The organism is Nonomuraea sp. SYSU D8015 (assembly GCF_008065375.1).
Lineage (GTDB): Bacteria > Actinomycetota > Actinomycetes > Streptosporangiales > Streptosporangiaceae > Nonomuraea.
In genome coordinates, this window is record NZ_VJYI01000008.1 from 95,980 (window position 1) to 110,082 (window position 14,103).

The 14,103-nt window shown below is 69.2% G+C and carries 14 protein-coding genes; 10 read left to right on the forward strand and 4 right to left on the reverse strand.

From position 1 onward, the window contains the following. Positions 1-90: 90 nt before the first annotated feature. Together ID574_RS30550 and ID574_RS30555 are read left to right on the forward strand one after the other, a co-directional pair. Positions 91-396 (forward strand): hypothetical protein, encoded by a 306-nt coding sequence (locus ID574_RS30550; protein WP_188192449.1) that lies wholly within the window; start codon positions 91-93, stop codon positions 394-396. Positions 397-1,925: 1,529 nt separating this feature from the next. Then, complete coding sequence (locus ID574_RS30555; protein ID WP_188192450.1) at positions 1,926-2,249, forward strand: hypothetical protein; 324 nt, start codon at positions 1,926-1,928, stop codon at positions 2,247-2,249. A gap of 180 nt (positions 2,250-2,429) precedes the next feature. Here ID574_RS30555 and ku read toward each other — a convergent pair whose 3' ends face one another. Next, positions 2,430-3,299, reverse strand: a complete 870-nt coding sequence (gene ku, locus ID574_RS30560; protein WP_188192451.1) for a non-homologous end joining protein Ku — start codon at positions 3,297-3,299, stop codon at positions 2,430-2,432. Between the two features lie 80 nt (positions 3,300-3,379). Here ku and ligD (ID574_RS30565) point away from each other — a divergent pair, with 80 nt between their 5' ends. From ligD (ID574_RS30565) to ID574_RS30585, 5 genes are all read left to right on the forward strand, one after another. Then, positions 3,380-4,261, forward strand: coding sequence for a non-homologous end-joining DNA ligase (ligD, locus tag ID574_RS30565; protein ID WP_223167234.1), 882 nt, complete (start codon positions 3,380-3,382; stop codon positions 4,259-4,261). A 4-nt stretch (positions 4,262-4,265) separates the two neighbouring features. Beyond that, positions 4,266-5,144 carry a non-homologous end-joining DNA ligase gene (gene ligD, locus ID574_RS30570; RefSeq protein ID WP_188192453.1) on the forward strand — a complete coding sequence of 293 codons (879 nt, stop codon included), beginning with the start codon at positions 4,266-4,268 and terminating at the stop codon, positions 5,142-5,144. 44 nt (positions 5,145-5,188) lie between these two features. After that, positions 5,189-5,395 carry a hypothetical protein gene (locus tag ID574_RS30575; RefSeq protein WP_188192454.1) on the forward strand — a complete coding sequence of 69 codons (207 nt, stop codon included), beginning with the start codon at positions 5,189-5,191 and terminating at the stop codon, positions 5,393-5,395. Between the two features lie 183 nt (positions 5,396-5,578). After that, the gene (locus tag ID574_RS30580) at positions 5,579-6,199 is read left to right on the forward strand and encodes a TetR/AcrR family transcriptional regulator (protein ID WP_223167235.1); all 621 of its coding nucleotides are present in this window, start codon (positions 5,579-5,581) and stop codon (positions 6,197-6,199) included. An 89-nt stretch (positions 6,200-6,288) separates the two neighbouring features. Further along, positions 6,289-6,519: a DUF3107 domain-containing protein gene (locus tag ID574_RS30585; RefSeq protein ID WP_188192456.1), complete on the forward strand. Its 231-nt coding sequence runs from the start codon at positions 6,289-6,291 to the stop codon at positions 6,517-6,519. Positions 6,520-7,480: 961 nt separating this feature from the next. On the opposite strand, the gene ID574_RS30590 is transcribed toward ID574_RS30585, so the two are convergent. Beyond that, positions 7,481-8,122, reverse strand: coding sequence for a ferritin-like fold-containing protein (locus ID574_RS30590; protein ID WP_188192457.1), 642 nt, complete (start codon positions 8,120-8,122; stop codon positions 7,481-7,483). Positions 8,123-8,471: 349 nt separating this feature from the next. On the opposite strand from ID574_RS30590, the gene ID574_RS30595 reads away from it, so the two are divergent. Continuing rightward, positions 8,472-10,427, forward strand: a complete 1,956-nt coding sequence (locus tag ID574_RS30595) for a DEAD/DEAH box helicase (protein ID WP_188192458.1) — start codon at positions 8,472-8,474, stop codon at positions 10,425-10,427. 252 nt (positions 10,428-10,679) lie between these two features. On the opposite strand, the gene ID574_RS30600 is transcribed toward ID574_RS30595, so the two are convergent. Next, positions 10,680-10,958 (reverse strand): hypothetical protein, encoded by a 279-nt coding sequence (locus ID574_RS30600; protein WP_188192459.1) that lies wholly within the window; start codon positions 10,956-10,958, stop codon positions 10,680-10,682. 82 nt (positions 10,959-11,040) lie between these two features. On the opposite strand from ID574_RS30600, the gene ID574_RS30605 reads away from it, so the two are divergent. Both ID574_RS30605 and ID574_RS30610 read left to right on the forward strand, forming a co-directional pair. Then, entirely contained in the window at positions 11,041-11,931 is an 891-nt protein-coding gene (locus ID574_RS30605) for an alpha/beta fold hydrolase (protein ID WP_188192460.1), read from the forward strand. A 13-nt stretch (positions 11,932-11,944) separates the two neighbouring features. Further along, the gene (locus ID574_RS30610) at positions 11,945-12,856 is read left to right on the forward strand and encodes an oxygenase MpaB family protein (RefSeq protein WP_188192461.1); all 912 of its coding nucleotides are present in this window, start codon (positions 11,945-11,947) and stop codon (positions 12,854-12,856) included. Here ID574_RS30610 and ID574_RS30615 read toward each other — a convergent pair. Further along, entirely contained in the window at positions 12,807-13,991 is a 1,185-nt protein-coding gene (locus ID574_RS30615; RefSeq protein WP_188192462.1) for an MFS transporter, read from the reverse strand. The genes ID574_RS30610 and ID574_RS30615 overlap by 50 nt on opposite strands. Positions 13,992-14,103: the final 112 nt, after the last annotated feature.

A 14,103-nucleotide genomic window follows, 5' to 3' on the forward strand; every position in this document is an offset into this window, starting at 1 on the left:
AGCATCCGTGACTGCACAATAAGTAACTCTCTCGATACGGAGGGTAGGTTCCGGGTGGTTCCCGCGAGGACCACGAGGAAAGGACAGCTGATGGAACAGCAGCAAGCCCAGCAGGTCGAGCAGCAGTTGCGGCAGAACTGGCGGCAGATCAGGTACCGGATTCTCGACCAGTTCGCCGAGGTCAGCCCTGCGGACCTCGACTTCGCCCGCAACGTCAACGATCTCATCGAGCGGATCGCGGACAAGTCGCACCACACTCCGCGCTATGTCGAGACGCGACTGCTCGACCTCGTCGGCGCCGGCGCCGGCATCTCGCAGGGACAGCCTTACGGCACGACCCTGGGCCAAGGCATGCAGCAAGGCGGACAGCAGCAGCCGTTCGGAGGCATGCAGTAACGCAACGCCTTTCGGTCACGACGTGACGTCGTCGTAGTCTTGCGTTGCTGGCCGCACCGGATGGACCGTGCGGCCAGCAGCCTTTCCATGCCGCGCCAGGACCAGGCAAGGGTCAAGGGCCGGCTTTGACCTCCACATGGCGTGGATCGCCCCTCTCGGCTTTCTGCACGATCATCGTGAGCAGACCCCGATGGCCAGCGTGGTCGGCACCTGGTCGATCGGCCGACGGCGCTCACATCCCTTCCGCAGGACCACCGAAGGCGGTCCATACGGTCGCAGAACTCGTCGATGTGAGGGAACGGGGCCTATCGCGGGCCCAGGGCCGTACCCGGCTAGTTACAGCAGACAGTCGGCGGCGGATCCCGCCGCTGTTCGATCAAGGCATATCGCCTGGCGGGACAGAGGCGGCGTATGGCTCCCCCGCCACACCGGTGCGAGTAATCGGTGCCGGAGAGGCGTCAGGTGCGCTCACCATGGCCGAAGATGGAGCGCCTGCCAGGCAGAGGATCTGCAGGAGCCATACCTCCACGCCGGCGGGATCGGGTGGGTTGGACGCCTGGTCCATGGAGGGCCCCTCGGTTGATCTGGCCTTTCACGCGATGACTGCTGAAACGATTGCTTATCTACCGCCTGACACCTGCGCCGGCCCGGCGAATGGGCACTAACTTAACCGGCGAGGGAACTGGACTGCACCATCCCGCATTGCTACGTATAGCAACATCATCATTACAGAAGGGAAAGAACGGTGCGTCTATTCACACCTCTACTCGCCGTCGCCATTGGGGCCGCGACGCTGTACGCCACTCCTGCACTCGCAGAGACGACCACTGCCCAGCACAAGCAAGTCGCACTCCAAAACGACGACGACTGGCACCCCTGGTACGCCCTCTTCTGGGCGCTGCGCCAATGGGAGGCATGGGACCGCGACGACGACATGGGCCAGGTCCCGGACACGGTCCCGGACACAGTCCCGGAGCAGTTTCCGGCCGCGACCGCGGGCGCATAGCGACGACGACGACGTGAACGACTGACTCGTACCCGACTCGACTCACACCACTGACGCCAGGCGCCGCACCGCCTGGTATCCATGAGCCCCTCCACGCCGGCCCTCAGCGCCGCCATCAGGTCCGCGGCCGGGTCGGCTTCCTCCTCTCTCGGCGACGCGATGACCTCCTCGAAGGACTCGAAGCCGGGCTTGCGGATCTCGTCTGACCACCCGGTTGCGGTGCCCCTTCGTGGATCGAGGGCGCCGGATATGCGCTCGCGATGTCTCAAAGCAGAGGGCCCCTTGTGCCGCCGCGCAACGGGAACAAATCAGACGAAATCATCTTATTTCAGAGATAAGCCTCTCGAGTAGCCGCGGCAATAGCGCTTGAGTTGGGCAAAACACCACAAAGCCCGTTTGTGTGACACTCGCCCGGTAACAAGTGGCAATAGATGGCACCTTCGCCATCATGCGCGATGTTTTCCTACCAAACCGGAAAATGTCGAGAAGAACTGGAGTAATCGAACCCTTGGGGGGAAATTCAATGCCCAAGTTCACAAGTGTCATCGTGGGCGTCGCACTGGGCACCGCCACGTGCGGCGCCATCATCGGCGTGGGCGCGCTGGCCACCACGTCCTCCGCCGACGCCGCCACGGCCGCCACGGCCGCCACGGCCGCCACGACCGCCACGGCCACCGGCTACACAAGCCATGGCGGGGACCAGCATGCGTGCCAGTTCCAGACCCGTTCCTCGTACCAGAGCTCATCCCAGAGCCCCTCCTGGACCCCGTCCGAGTTCCTGAACCAGGGGGAGCTCGAACCCGCCAACAAGTGTGCGGAGGTCGAGTCGGAGGACGAAGAGGAGTGATCCTCCCACCCTCTACAGCAGCGTGCTGAACGGCCGAAAGGTGGCCGTGCCGCCGCATCCCGATCGGTGCGAACCGCGGCCGGGCGCCCGCGTCCACAGCGGCATCACTCGCTCCGGCAAGGCGATGACCCGACATGGAACACGGGCACCCGGCCTCACGCACGAAGCAGCGCCTGCGGCTCAGGCGGATTTGCGGGCTTTGCGCTTGGCAGGCGGCTTTTCTTCTTCCTTGGATTTGCCGGACGCGGCCTTCTTGGGCTTGGCGGGTGCGCCCTCGCGTTCGCGTTTCGCCGCCTCCACGCTGGCCCTCAGCGCGGCCATCAGGTCCACGGCCGGGCCGGCTTCCTCCTCCTCCGGCGGGGCGATGACCTCCTTGCCCGCCACCTTCGCCTCGATCACCGCCTGCAGCGCCTCACGGTAGCTGTCGCGGTATTCGCTCGGGTCGAAGTCCGACTCCATCGTGCTGATCAGCGACTCGGCCATCTTCAGCTCCTGGGCCCGCACCTCGATGTCCTCCTCCAGGAACTCGAAGTCGGGCTTGCGGATCTCGTCCGGCCACAACATCGTCTCCAGGACGAAGACGCCGTCGCGGACCCTCAAAGTCGCCAGGGACTCGCGCTGGCGCAGGGCCACCTTGACCACCGCGACCTGGCCCGAGCTCTCCAGGGCGTTGCGGAGCAGCACGTACGGCTTCTCCCCCTGCGCGTCGGGCTCCAGATAGTACGACTTGGCGAAGTAAATGGGGTCGATCTGCTCGGCGGGGGTGAACTGGAGGACGTCGATCCTGCGGGACGTGCTCAGCGGCAGGTCCTCGAAGTCCTCGTCGGTGAGCACGACCATCTCGCCCGTGGCCAGTTCGTACCCCTTGGCGATTTCGGAGTAGGGGATCTCCTCGCCGTCGATCGTGCACACGCGCTTGTAGCGGATGCGGCCGCCGTCCTCGCGGTGCACCTGGTGGAACGTCACGTCTTTCTGCTCGGTCGCGGAGTAGAGCTTGACCGGGATCGTGACCAGGCCAAAGGAGATCGCACCCTTCCAGATGCTGCGCATGGCCACTCCTCCGCTCTCAACGGCTCGGCAATGGGCACATACCCGGCATGGGGCAACCAATGCCATACCCGATCGAACCAATGCTCGCCGTACCTGGGGAACTACCCTCCGATCGCGAGCGGTATGGCCTCGAGGTCAAGTGGGATGGCATCCGCGCCATCGTGCACCTCGACGGTGGGTTGAGGCTGACCGGGCGGCACGGGGTTGAGTACACGCGGCGGTATCCGGAGATATCGGGGTTCGGGATCAAGAACGCGATCATCGACGGGGAGATCGTGGCGCTCGACCGGCGCGGGCGGCCCAGTTTCGTACGCCTGCAGCACCGCATGCACCTGACCGACCCCGAGCCGGTCATGCTCCAGCTGTACCCGGTCACGTACATGCCGTTCGACCTGCTCTACCTCGACGGGATCCCGCTGTTCGACCTGCCGTACCGCGATCGGCGGGCGCTGCTCGACGAGCTCGACATCGGCGCGCCGCCCTACTTCCCCGGCGAGTCCGACCTGCTCTCCGCGACGTCCCAGCAGGGGCTGGAGGGGGTGATCGCCAAGCGGCTCGACTCCCCCTACCGGCCGGGCACGCGCTCGCCGTGGTGGATCAAGGTGAAGCACCTGAGCACCAGGGACGTGGTGATCGGCGGCTGGAAGCCGGGCAAGGGGCGCCGGGCGGGCGGGATCGGCTCGCTGGTCATGGGGGTGTTCACGGACGCGGGCCTGACGTACGTGGGCCACGTCGGCACCGGCTTCACCGACGCCCTGCTCGACGATCTCTACCGGGTGCTGCGGCCGCTGGAGATCCCGAGCAGCCCGTTCTGCAACGAGGTTCCGTGGCGTAATCGATGGGTTAGGCCAGATTTGGTCGGGGAGGTGGCCTACACGATGTGGACCGACGAGCAGCGGCTGCGGCACCCCGTGTGGCGCGGGTTGCGGCCCGACAAGATCCCCGCGGAGGTGTGGAGGTGACGACATGCCCAGGAAGGTCCCCGTCAAGGTGGACGGGCGCGAGCTGACGCTGAGCAACCTGGACAAGGTGCTCTATCCGGACTACGGCTTCACCAAGGCCGAGGTCATCGACTACTACAGCCGCGTCGCCCCCGTCCTGCTGCCCCACCTCGCGGGCCGCCCTCTGACCGTCAAGCGGTACCCGAACGGCGTCACCGGGCAGTTCTTCTTCGAGAAGAACGCCCCAGAGCACACCCCCGACTGGGTCAGGCGCGTCAACCTGCCCGTCCCCGGCAGCACCAAGAACCGCGAGAGCATCGACTTCGCCGTCGTCGAGGACCTGCCGACGCTCGTCTACTACGCGAACCTGGCCGCCCTGGAGCTCCACGTACCCCAGTGGCGGGTCGACGAGGACGGCGAGGCGCTGCCGCCCGACCTGCTGGTGTTCGACCTGGACCCGGGGGCGCCGGCGACGATCGTGGAGTGCTGCGAGGTGGCGCTCATGCTGCGCGACGTGCTCGACGCCGAGGGGCTCAAGGCCAGGCCGAAGACCAGCGGCAGCAAGGGCATGCAGCTGTACGCGGACTGGGACTGCCGCGAGGAGCCCTCCGCGTACGCCAAGAGGCTGGCCCAGTTCCTGGAGAAGGAACATCCCAAGCAGGTCGTCAGCGTGATGACGAAGAAGGCCAGGCCGGGCAAGGTGTTCATCGACTGGAGCCAGAACAACCCGGCCAAGACGACCGTGGCGCCGTACTCCCTGCGCGCCAGGGAGCAGCCGACCGTCTCCACGCCGCTGACCTGGAAAGAGGTCGAGGATTGCGAACGGCCCGAGGATCTGGTGTTCACGGCTCCGGACGTGCTCGTCAGAGTGGAGAAGCGTGGCGACCTTTTCGGCCGGGCGTAGGCTGGTTGCGTCCGCACCAAGAGGGGGACCAAAAGATGTCGGAAATGGACATTCGCGGGGACGAGGGCTTCCACGACGAGGAGGAGACGGAGTTGTCGATCGAGACGCCCGAGGCCGACGCCGTCGAACAGCATCGGGAGATGCGCCAGAACGGCGGCACGCTGCGCCGTGAGCTGCCGATCGACGTCGACCCCGGCGACGCGGCCGAGCAGGACCGCGTGGTGGACCTCGACGACGACGAATATCGATGACCGACTGACCGACTGACCGACGCCGAGCGCCGAACCGTCGGTGTCACCTGTTATCGGTGTGACGGGCATCCGCGTGCGGTCGCTTCACCGCAGGCGCACGCGTAGGTGATGACAATCACTGCGGGTTAGCCTCGCGCACGTAGGATGTCCGCACGACCCGCTGAGAGACCAATGGAGACCCGCGTGACCGCAACCCCGGACGCCAAGCCCCGGGGCACCCGGCTGCCCCGACTCGCCCGCCGTCGGCAGTTGCTGAGCGCCGCGCAGGAAGTGTTCGTGGAAAACGGCTATCACGCGGCCGCCATGGACGAGATCGCCGAACGGGCCGGGGTCAGCAAACCCGTGCTCTACCAGCACTTCCCCGGCAAGCTCGAGCTCTATCTGGCGCTGCTCGACGTGCACGTCGACGACATGGTCAACCGCGTCAGGGAGGCGCTGGCCTCCACGCACGAAAACAAGCTGCGCGTGCAGGCCACCTTCCAGGCGTTCTTCGACTTCGTCTCCACCCAGGGCGAGGCCTTCCGCCTCGTCTTCGAGTCCGACCTGCGCAACGTGGCGCCGGTGCGGCAGCGGGTGGAGCGGTCGCTGCAGGAGTGCGCGGAGATGGTCAGCGCCCTCATCCAGGAGGACACCGGGTGCACGAGTGACGAGGCGCACCTGCTCGGCGTCGGTCTGGTCGGCATGGCGGAGGTGAGCGCCCGCTACTGGGTCACCACACACGGCTCCATCCCGAAGGACGCGGCCGAGCAGCTCATGGCCCGGCTCGCCTGGCGTGGCATCAGCGGTTTTCCGCGTACGGCATAACACGTTCGCTCGGCGCGATCATTTACGTCGTCGGCGGGCGCGAGCGGCCACGATGGAGATGAGCCAGCCCCGTCGACTAAGGAGCCACGATGGAAGTCAAGATCGGCGTACGCTCCGTACACCGCGAACTCGTTGTCGAGACCGACCTCACCGCCGAGCAGGTGGAGGAGGAGATCAGGAACGCGCTGTCGGTTGATCGTGGCGTCTTCGCCATCACCGACGTGAAGGGCAGGCGCGTCGTCGTGCCGGTGGCCGCGCTCGGGTTCGTCGAGATCGGCGAGGACGAGGCCAGGCCGGTGGGCTTCGGCGGCACCCTCTAAGGGCTCATGACCGGGGGTACGGCCGCGGGTTGCCGTACCCCTGCACGGGCGTACAGGAACGCAGGTGGCGGTGAGCGCGCGCCGATACCGGGCATCTGTGTGGGGTGCCATCCGGTCCCCCCGTCCGGGCCGCGCCATCCGGTCCCTCGGCCGGATCCAGAGCGCGAACGACGCCCGGGCCGCGGTCCTGGTCGGCGGGTGTGCGGCCGGTGGTCGCTTTCGTGCCGGTCATTGGGCTGGTGCGGCGGTGGGCGGGCTGGCGTATGGGCTCCGGCACCGGCGTATGGGCTCCTGACACAGGGGAGGCGGTTCCGGCGGGGCGCAGGGCAAGTGGCGCCACTGGAGCGTCCGGAAGGCAGCATCCCGCACAGGTGTAGGAAACCAGCGGTGTCGACGCGTAGGGGACGTTGCGCCATCCCTGGCGCAGGGATGATCGCACTGCTCCCGTCCCAGGTGACGCGTCCCGTGCGGGTAAGGCGTCACGTGCGAGTGCCGTGGCGCCTGGGGGTGAGGTGGCCCGTGTTGGGCGATGACGTGGCCGGTGCCCATGACGTGGCGCGGTGCGCGAAGCGTGCCCCCTGTGGCTGCCTGGCCCGTGCGGGTGCCGTGGCCCCTGCGGGCGGCGTGGCCCCTGCGGGCGGCGTGGCCCCTGCGAGTGCCGTGGCCCGTGCGAGTGCCGTGGCCCCTGCGGCGGGGATTCAGCGGCGCGGGGCCGTGGCGACGGGGTCAGCGGCCTGGGGTGCCGAGCCGGCAGCCGCGGGGGCGTGGGCGGCGAGGGGCGTCATGCCGCCGGTGCTCGGTGGCCGGACAAACCGCGCTGCCCCTCCTCAAGACGGCGCGCATGGTCCAGCGATTCGGCCCACATCTCGTGAAGGAACTGCCGTAGCGGCGCGAGGCCCTCATGCCTGGCACGGTACAACCGTTTCCCGCCCTCGCGCCGCTCAATGAGAAGACGATCGGCTCAGATGCCCATGGCAGCCATGCGCTTCCCGTGCTCCTCCGTCAATTTCGCGAAAAGTCGGGAAATGTCACTCTGTCCCCCATCGGGGTCCACCACCAGCAACGCCAGCTCCGGCCGCGCCGTCGCCACCTGCTGCGCCTGACTGAGCGCCTCCCCCACGAGCCGCCGCGCCCACAGCGCCAGCCGCGCGCCCGCCCGCGGATCCGCCTCGATCCCGGCCCTGACCCGCTCGACCGCGAACTGCGACCGTCCCTCGTCCACCAGCACCTCGTCCACCAGCTCGGCGATCGAGGGATCGAGATGCCTGGCCGCCTCGCGGTAGAAGTCGAGCGCGATGCCGTCCCCCACGTACGTTTTGACCAGCGCCTGCAGCCAGTCGGCCGGCCGCGTCTGCGCGTGCCAGGCGTCCAGGGCCGCGACGAACGGCGTCATCGCCTCGTCGGGATCGGCGCCGAGCTCGGCCAGCCGGTCGCGCAGCAGACGGAAATGGGCGTACTCGGTGACGGCCAGCTCGCTCAGCGCCGCCCGGTCGGCCAGCGAGGGCGCCAGCGTGGCGGCGTCCTCGGTCATCCTGGCGTAGGCGCTGAGCTCCGCGTACGCCAGCACACCGAGCAGGTCGACGACTCCTGGGGACTCCTTCATGCAAGGCAGCGTACTTCGGCAAATCTTCGGGAACATACGTAAGCTCGGCCAGCGTTGTGGTATCGAGTACACTGCTCTGTGAAAGTGCGACCGCACTGTGTAAATTCGGGGGTTTCTCCCGAATACCTCCACTTCCCGGAGATGCGGTCGCTGATGACGCGAGAGGGCTGGCTCTACCGCGAGGACCCACGAAACAGGGGCGTTTTCCGCCCGTCGGTCCCGGCAGGCCCGCCTTCATTGGAGATTGAGGCAGGCCAAGCTGACGACTTTCCGAGACCTCGGAGTCACACCGGAGATCGCCGATGCCCTCGAGACTGAGGGCATCGTCACACCGTTCCCCATCCAAGAGATGGCGCTCCCGCTCGCGTTGAGCGGCCAGGACCTCATCGGTCAGGCGCGCACGGGCACGGGCAAGACCTACGCGTTCGGCATCGCCATGCTGCAGAGCATCGGCAAGCCCCGCAAGAACCGTAAGAAGCCCCGCGGGCTGGTCGTCGTGCCGACCCGCGAGCTGGCCGTGCAGGTCAGCGAAGACCTGGTCACCGCCGCGGGCAAGCTCGGCTCCCGCGTCCTGACCGTCTACGGCGGCCGTGCGTACGAGCCGCAGATCGAGGCGCTCAAGGCCGGCGTCGACGTCATCGTCGGCACCCCCGGCCGCCTGCTCGACCTGGTCAAGCAGAAGCACCTCGACCTGGGCCAGGTCACCAGCCTCGTGCTCGACGAGGCCGACCGCATGCTCGACCTGGGCTTCCTTCCCGACATCGAGCGCATCTTCAAACTGATCCCCGCGGAGCGGCAGACGATGCTGTTCTCGGCCACGATGCCGGGCGAGATCGTCGCGCTGTCGCGGAAATACCTCAACCGCCCGACGCACGTACGCGCCGAGCACGAAAGCGGCGAGGGCGAGGCCACGCCGCAGGTGCGCCAGATCGTGTGGCGCACCCACCGGATGGACAAGATCGAGATCCTCGGGCGGCTGCTGCAGGCCGACGGCCGCGGGCTCACCATGGTCTTCTGCGAGACCAAGCGGGCCTGCGACATGGTCGCCGAGCAGCTCGATACCCGCGGCTTCGCGGTCGCGGCCGTCCACGGCGACCTCGGCCAGGGCCAGCGCGAGCAGGCCCTGCGCGCGTTCCGCAACGGCAAGATCGACGTGCTCGTGGCCACCGACGTGGCGGCCCGCGGCATCGACATCGACGACGTCACCCACGTGGTCAACTACGACTGCCCCACGGACGACAAGACGTACGTGCACCGCATCGGCCGCACCGGCCGGGCCGGGAAAACCGGCATCTCCGTCACGTTCGTGGAGTGGGAAGAGCTGACCCGCTGGAAGATGATCAACCAGATGCTCGGGCTCGACTTCGCCGACCCCGAGGAGACCTACTCCACCTCGCCGCACGTCTACGCCGAGCTCAACATCCCCGAGGGCACCAAGGGCGTCCTGCCGCACGCGCAACGGTCGCGTGCCGGGCTGTCCGCGGAGCGCATCGAGGATCTCGGCGAGACCGGCAGGCCCCGCGGGCGTGGCGGCCGCCGCCGCGACGAGCGCGAGGAACGTCCTGCCCGTACGCCGCGCCAGCGCCGCCGCACCCGTGGCGGCAGGGAGCTGGCGGAGACCGCACCCGTCGAGACCTCGGAGGTCGAGCTCGTGGATGCCAAGGCGGAGGAGACTCCCGCAATCTTCTCAACGGACGAGATCAAGGCCGCGGCCACCGAGCCGAGGCGCACGCGTACGCGGAGGGGGGCGGCCACGTCGGCCATCGAGCAGGCGCTCGCCGACGCCCCGGAGGCTCCCGTCAAGAGCACGCGTACGCGCAAGGCCGCGGACGACGACGTGGCGGAGGCTCCGGTGAAGCGGACCCGCTCCCGCAAGGCGGCCGCCGAGGCGCCGGACGAGGGCACTCACGCCGGCGACGTGCCCGCTGAAGACACCCGCGCCACTGACGTGCCCGCTGAGGACACCCGGCCCGCCGACGTGCCCGCTGCGGACACCCGTCCCGTCAACGGCTCGCGCTCGAGGCGGGCCGCCGCCAAGGCCGCCGAGCCGGTGATGGAGGAGTCCGCGCCGGTCGTGGAGCGGCAGGAGGCCGAGCCGAGCTTCCTGTCGACGCCGCCGCCCCCGGTCCGCAAGGAGCCGGAGCGGATCATCCCGCCCAGCCCGTTCACGGTGATCTTCCAGTCGCCGGACCTGGCGACGGACGACGACGACATCGCGCCGTCCGCCGCCAGCGAGCGCAAGCAGCAGCGCCGCCCGTCCCGTGGCGGAGGCGGCGGGGGCGGCAACCGCCGCCGCACCGGCTGAGGCACGCCCAGAGGCGCGCATCCGATCGCGGGTGCGCGCCTCTGCGTTGTACAGGAGGGCCAGGCGCATGATCGGGCCGGCCCTTGGGTCCATGGGACGGCGACCAATGCGCCACAGACCTGGCGACCATCGCGTCACACAGGTTGCGGCCGATGGGTCAGAGGTAAGACGCCCGCCTTAGACGATCGCATGCGGCGACGCCCGTGAGTGCGCTGTGGGCCGTCGGGCAGCGCGGCGAAACGCGCTGCCGGATCACGGGAGGGCGAGGCGCAGCCGTACGTGCTCCTCACGCGGCGCTACGGCGCACCACCCCACCGGCGTACCGTCGAGGTAGGCCAGCCCCCAGGCGCCCGTCCAGAGCCCTCCACGAGGGCCTGGAGGCGCGCACGACGGTCTCCGGGACGCATCTCCCTGATCCGCCCCGGCCACCCGGAACCACATGCACCAGCAGCCCGAGTAGGCCCCGTGAGGACCGAAGACGGTCTGGACGTCGTCCCACGAGTCGGCGGGCCGGATCTCGACCTCAGGCATTTCTCGCATCTCCTCCGAACTCGCACCAGCGTAATCGCCATGCCGGTGTCGAGGCGCTGACCTCTGGGTATTGTTGCCCCACGTGAGTACGCCGCGATTCCTCGACCTGCCTCCTGGCGTCACACCACAGAAGATCGAGACGCCACAGGGCACGTTCGCGGTCCTGGAGGCGCTTCCGGTCAGTGGTGTGGTTGAGCGCTGGCCCGCGCTCCTGGCACCCGGCCTGACCGGCAGCAAGGAGGACTTCCTCGCGGTCCTGATGACCCTCTCCCAGTCGGGCCGCCGCGTGGTGGCCGTGGATCTACGCGGCCAGTACGAAACCCCGGGCCCCGACGACCCCGAGGCCTACACCTGCGCCGCCCTCGGCGCCGACCTCGACGCGCTGGCCCAGGCCATCGGCGCCGGCGACCCCGTCCACCTGGTGGGCCACTCGTTCGGCGGTCTGGTCGCGCGTGAGGCGGTGATCGACGGCCGGACGCGGTTCGCCTCCTTCACGCTGATGGGCTCGGGCCCCGCGGCCATCGGGGGCAGGCGGGCGAGCCACGGCAGGAACCTCGTGGAAGAAGTGCCCACGCTCGGGCTCGAGCACGTGTGGCACCACAGGTTCGAGCCGGAGGCGCTGGCCGACGACGTGCCCGACGACATCCTGGCGTTCCTGCACAAGCGCCTGCTGGCCAATTCGCCCACGGGCCTGGCGCGCATGGCCGAGCAGGTGCTGACCATGCGCGACCGCACCGACGAGCTGCGCGAGATCGAGGTGCCCACGCTCGTGCTGTACGGCGAGCACGACGACGGCTGGTCCCCCGAGACGCAGTCCGAGATGGCCGCGAGGCTCGGGGCCGAATGCGTGGTCGTGCCGGGCGCGGCGCACTCCCCCGCCGTCGAGGCGCCGGAGACGACCGCGGCGGCGCTGGTCCGGTTCTGGAACGCGGCCGAAAAGCACTTCTTGGACACCAGGTCCAATGTCATGTAATCATGCACTTACTATGGCGAGCATCGAAGAAATCGTCGTCCAGCCGCCACACAGCGCGACCTGGCAGGTGCATCTCGACCGCTCGATGTGGGTGGGCGGCGTACGCGGCCTCATGCTGCAGGCGCTGCACCCGCTGGCCATGCGCGGCGTCTGGCAGAACTCCGACTTCCAGCAGGACCCGTTCGGACGGCTGCGGCGCACCGCCGACTTCGTGGGGCGGGTGACGTTCGGCAGCCCTGATGAGGCCGACGAGATCGGGCGGCGAGTGCGCGGCATCCACAAGGCGCTGCGCATCCACGATCCCGACACCGGGCGGACGCACCGGGTGGACGACCCCGAGCTGCTGCTGTGGGTGCACTGCGCGGAGGTGTCGTCGTACCTGGAGGTGGCCAGGCGCGGCGGGCTGCGCCTGACGGAGCGGGAGGCCGACCGCTACCTGTCCGAGCAGCGCAAGAGCGCCGCGTACGTCGGCCTGCACCCCGAGGACGTGCCGGGCACGTGCGCGGAGATGGAGGCGTACTTCAAGCAGGTGCGCCCCGGCCTGCGCGTGACCCCCGAGGCCGCCTCGACCGTCAGGTTCCTGCTGTGGCCGCGGCTGCCGCGCGAGCTCAGGATGTTGTCCGCGGGCAAGCCTGCCTATTTCCCTTTCGGCGCGCTGTGCTACTACACGCTGCCGGACTGGGCCAGGCAGATGTACGGCGCGCTGCCCGAGGTGCCCCAGGCCACGGTCACGGCGGCGCTGAAGGCGTTCAGGCTGGGGCTCAACTCGCTGCCGGAGTCCGTGCACGACCACGCGTTCATGCCGGCCACGCGGGAGATGCTCCAGGCCGCCAGGGAGCGGCTGGGCGCGGCCGGCTACGACGTCAGCAGAGGGCTCAGGGGCCTGACCGATCCCCGCCGCCGACCGGCGAAACCGGCCGCCTGACGGGCAGGAGCAGGCCGCCCGCCAGCACGACCGCGGACACGCCGATCATCGTCCACGCGCTCCCGCCCATGCCCGCCCGCTCGAACAGCACGCCGAGCAGGGAGGACGCGGTGGCGGCGCCGACGTACCTGGAGGCCTGGAAGAGTCCCACCGCGACCCCCGTGTCGCGCCCGGCGGCGTGCACGAACACCAGCGAGTTGAGGCCGAACTGGCTGAAGGCCGAGGCCAGGCCGAGCAGCGACACGGCGACCAGGACCAGCGCGACGGGCCCGACGGCCAGCATCGCCAGCGAGCCGCCGAGCAGCAGCGCCGCGCTCAGCACCAGCACGGCCCGCATGCCCGCGCGGGCGGCCAGCGCCACCGCGACGGGCGTCATGACGATCGCCAGCGCGGCCATGGGCAGCACCAGGAGCCCGGCGACGTGCGCCGGCACGTCCGCCGAGCGCTGCGCCCACAGCGGCACGACGAAGAACGCCGAGTAGAACACCACGTTGACCATCGCGAACTGGCCGCAGGTGGCCAGCAGCCGCAGGTCAGGCCGGGGCAGCACGGCCCGGCGGGAGCCGTCCACGCGTACCCGGGGCAGCCAGCGCAGGGCCGCGACGAGCGCGACCGCCGCGAGCGGCACGTTCACCAGGAAGATCGCCCGCCATCCCCACAGCGAGATCAGGAATCCGCCGAGCACGGGCCCCGCGGCGGCGCTGGCGGTCAGCACCATGAAGATCGTCGCGATCACGCGGGGCGGCGGCCTGCCGTCCTCGCCCGCCATCGCGGCCTGGACGATCGCCATGCCCGCCGGCATCGTCGCGCAGCTCCCGAACGCCTGCAGCAGCCGCACCGCCACCAGCAGCGGGTACGTCGGCGCCAGGGCGGCCAGCACGCCGGTCACCGCCATCGTCACCAGACCGGCGCAGAACACCAGCCGCGGGCCGAGCCGATCCGCCAGCGTGCCCATCACGGGCGGGACGAGGATGCCGGTCAGGTAGAAGCCGGCGGCCAGCCAGGTCACGGCGGCTATCCCGACGCGGAACTCGGCCTCGATGCCGGCCAGGGCCACGGCGATCATGGAGGAGTTCAGAGGATTGAACAGGGACCCCAGCACCACCGCTGCCGGTAACCGCCCCACACGTGTCACAAATGGTCCATAACCAATGTTTCACCGCGAAAACGGCATCGCCCCGACGGCGTACCCGCTCCCCGAGCACGAGGGCGTACCGACTCCCCCGCGACCCGACGGCCTTCCGGCT

Bases quoted from the DNA above. Each gene is read 5' to 3' on its own strand.
- ID574_RS30585 (WP_188192456.1), top strand. From the start codon at position 6,289: ATGGAAGTCAAGATCGGCGTACGCTCCGTACACCGCGAACTCGTTGTC.
- ID574_RS30600 (WP_188192459.1), bottom strand. From the start codon at position 10,958: ATGCCTGAGGTCGAGATCCGGCCCGCCGACTCGTGGGACGACGTCCAG.
- ID574_RS30550 (WP_188192449.1), top strand. From the start codon at position 91: ATGGAACAGCAGCAAGCCCAGCAGGTCGAGCAGCAGTTGCGGCAGAAC.
- ID574_RS30590 (WP_188192457.1), bottom strand. From the start codon at position 8,122: ATGAAGGAGTCCCCAGGAGTCGTCGACCTGCTCGGTGTGCTGGCGTAC.
- ID574_RS30595 (WP_188192458.1), top strand. From the start codon at position 8,472: ATGGCGCTCCCGCTCGCGTTGAGCGGCCAGGACCTCATCGGTCAGGCG.
- ligD (WP_188192453.1), top strand. From the start codon at position 4,266: ATGCCCAGGAAGGTCCCCGTCAAGGTGGACGGGCGCGAGCTGACGCTG.
- ku (WP_188192451.1), bottom strand. From the start codon at position 3,299: ATGCGCAGCATCTGGAAGGGTGCGATCTCCTTTGGCCTGGTCACGATC.
- ID574_RS30575 (WP_188192454.1), top strand. From the start codon at position 5,189: ATGGACATTCGCGGGGACGAGGGCTTCCACGACGAGGAGGAGACGGAG.
- ID574_RS30610 (WP_188192461.1), top strand. From the start codon at position 11,945: ATGGCGAGCATCGAAGAAATCGTCGTCCAGCCGCCACACAGCGCGACC.
- ligD (WP_223167234.1), top strand. From the start codon at position 3,380: ATGCTCGCCGTACCTGGGGAACTACCCTCCGATCGCGAGCGGTATGGC.
- ID574_RS30555 (WP_188192450.1), top strand. From the start codon at position 1,926: ATGCCCAAGTTCACAAGTGTCATCGTGGGCGTCGCACTGGGCACCGCC.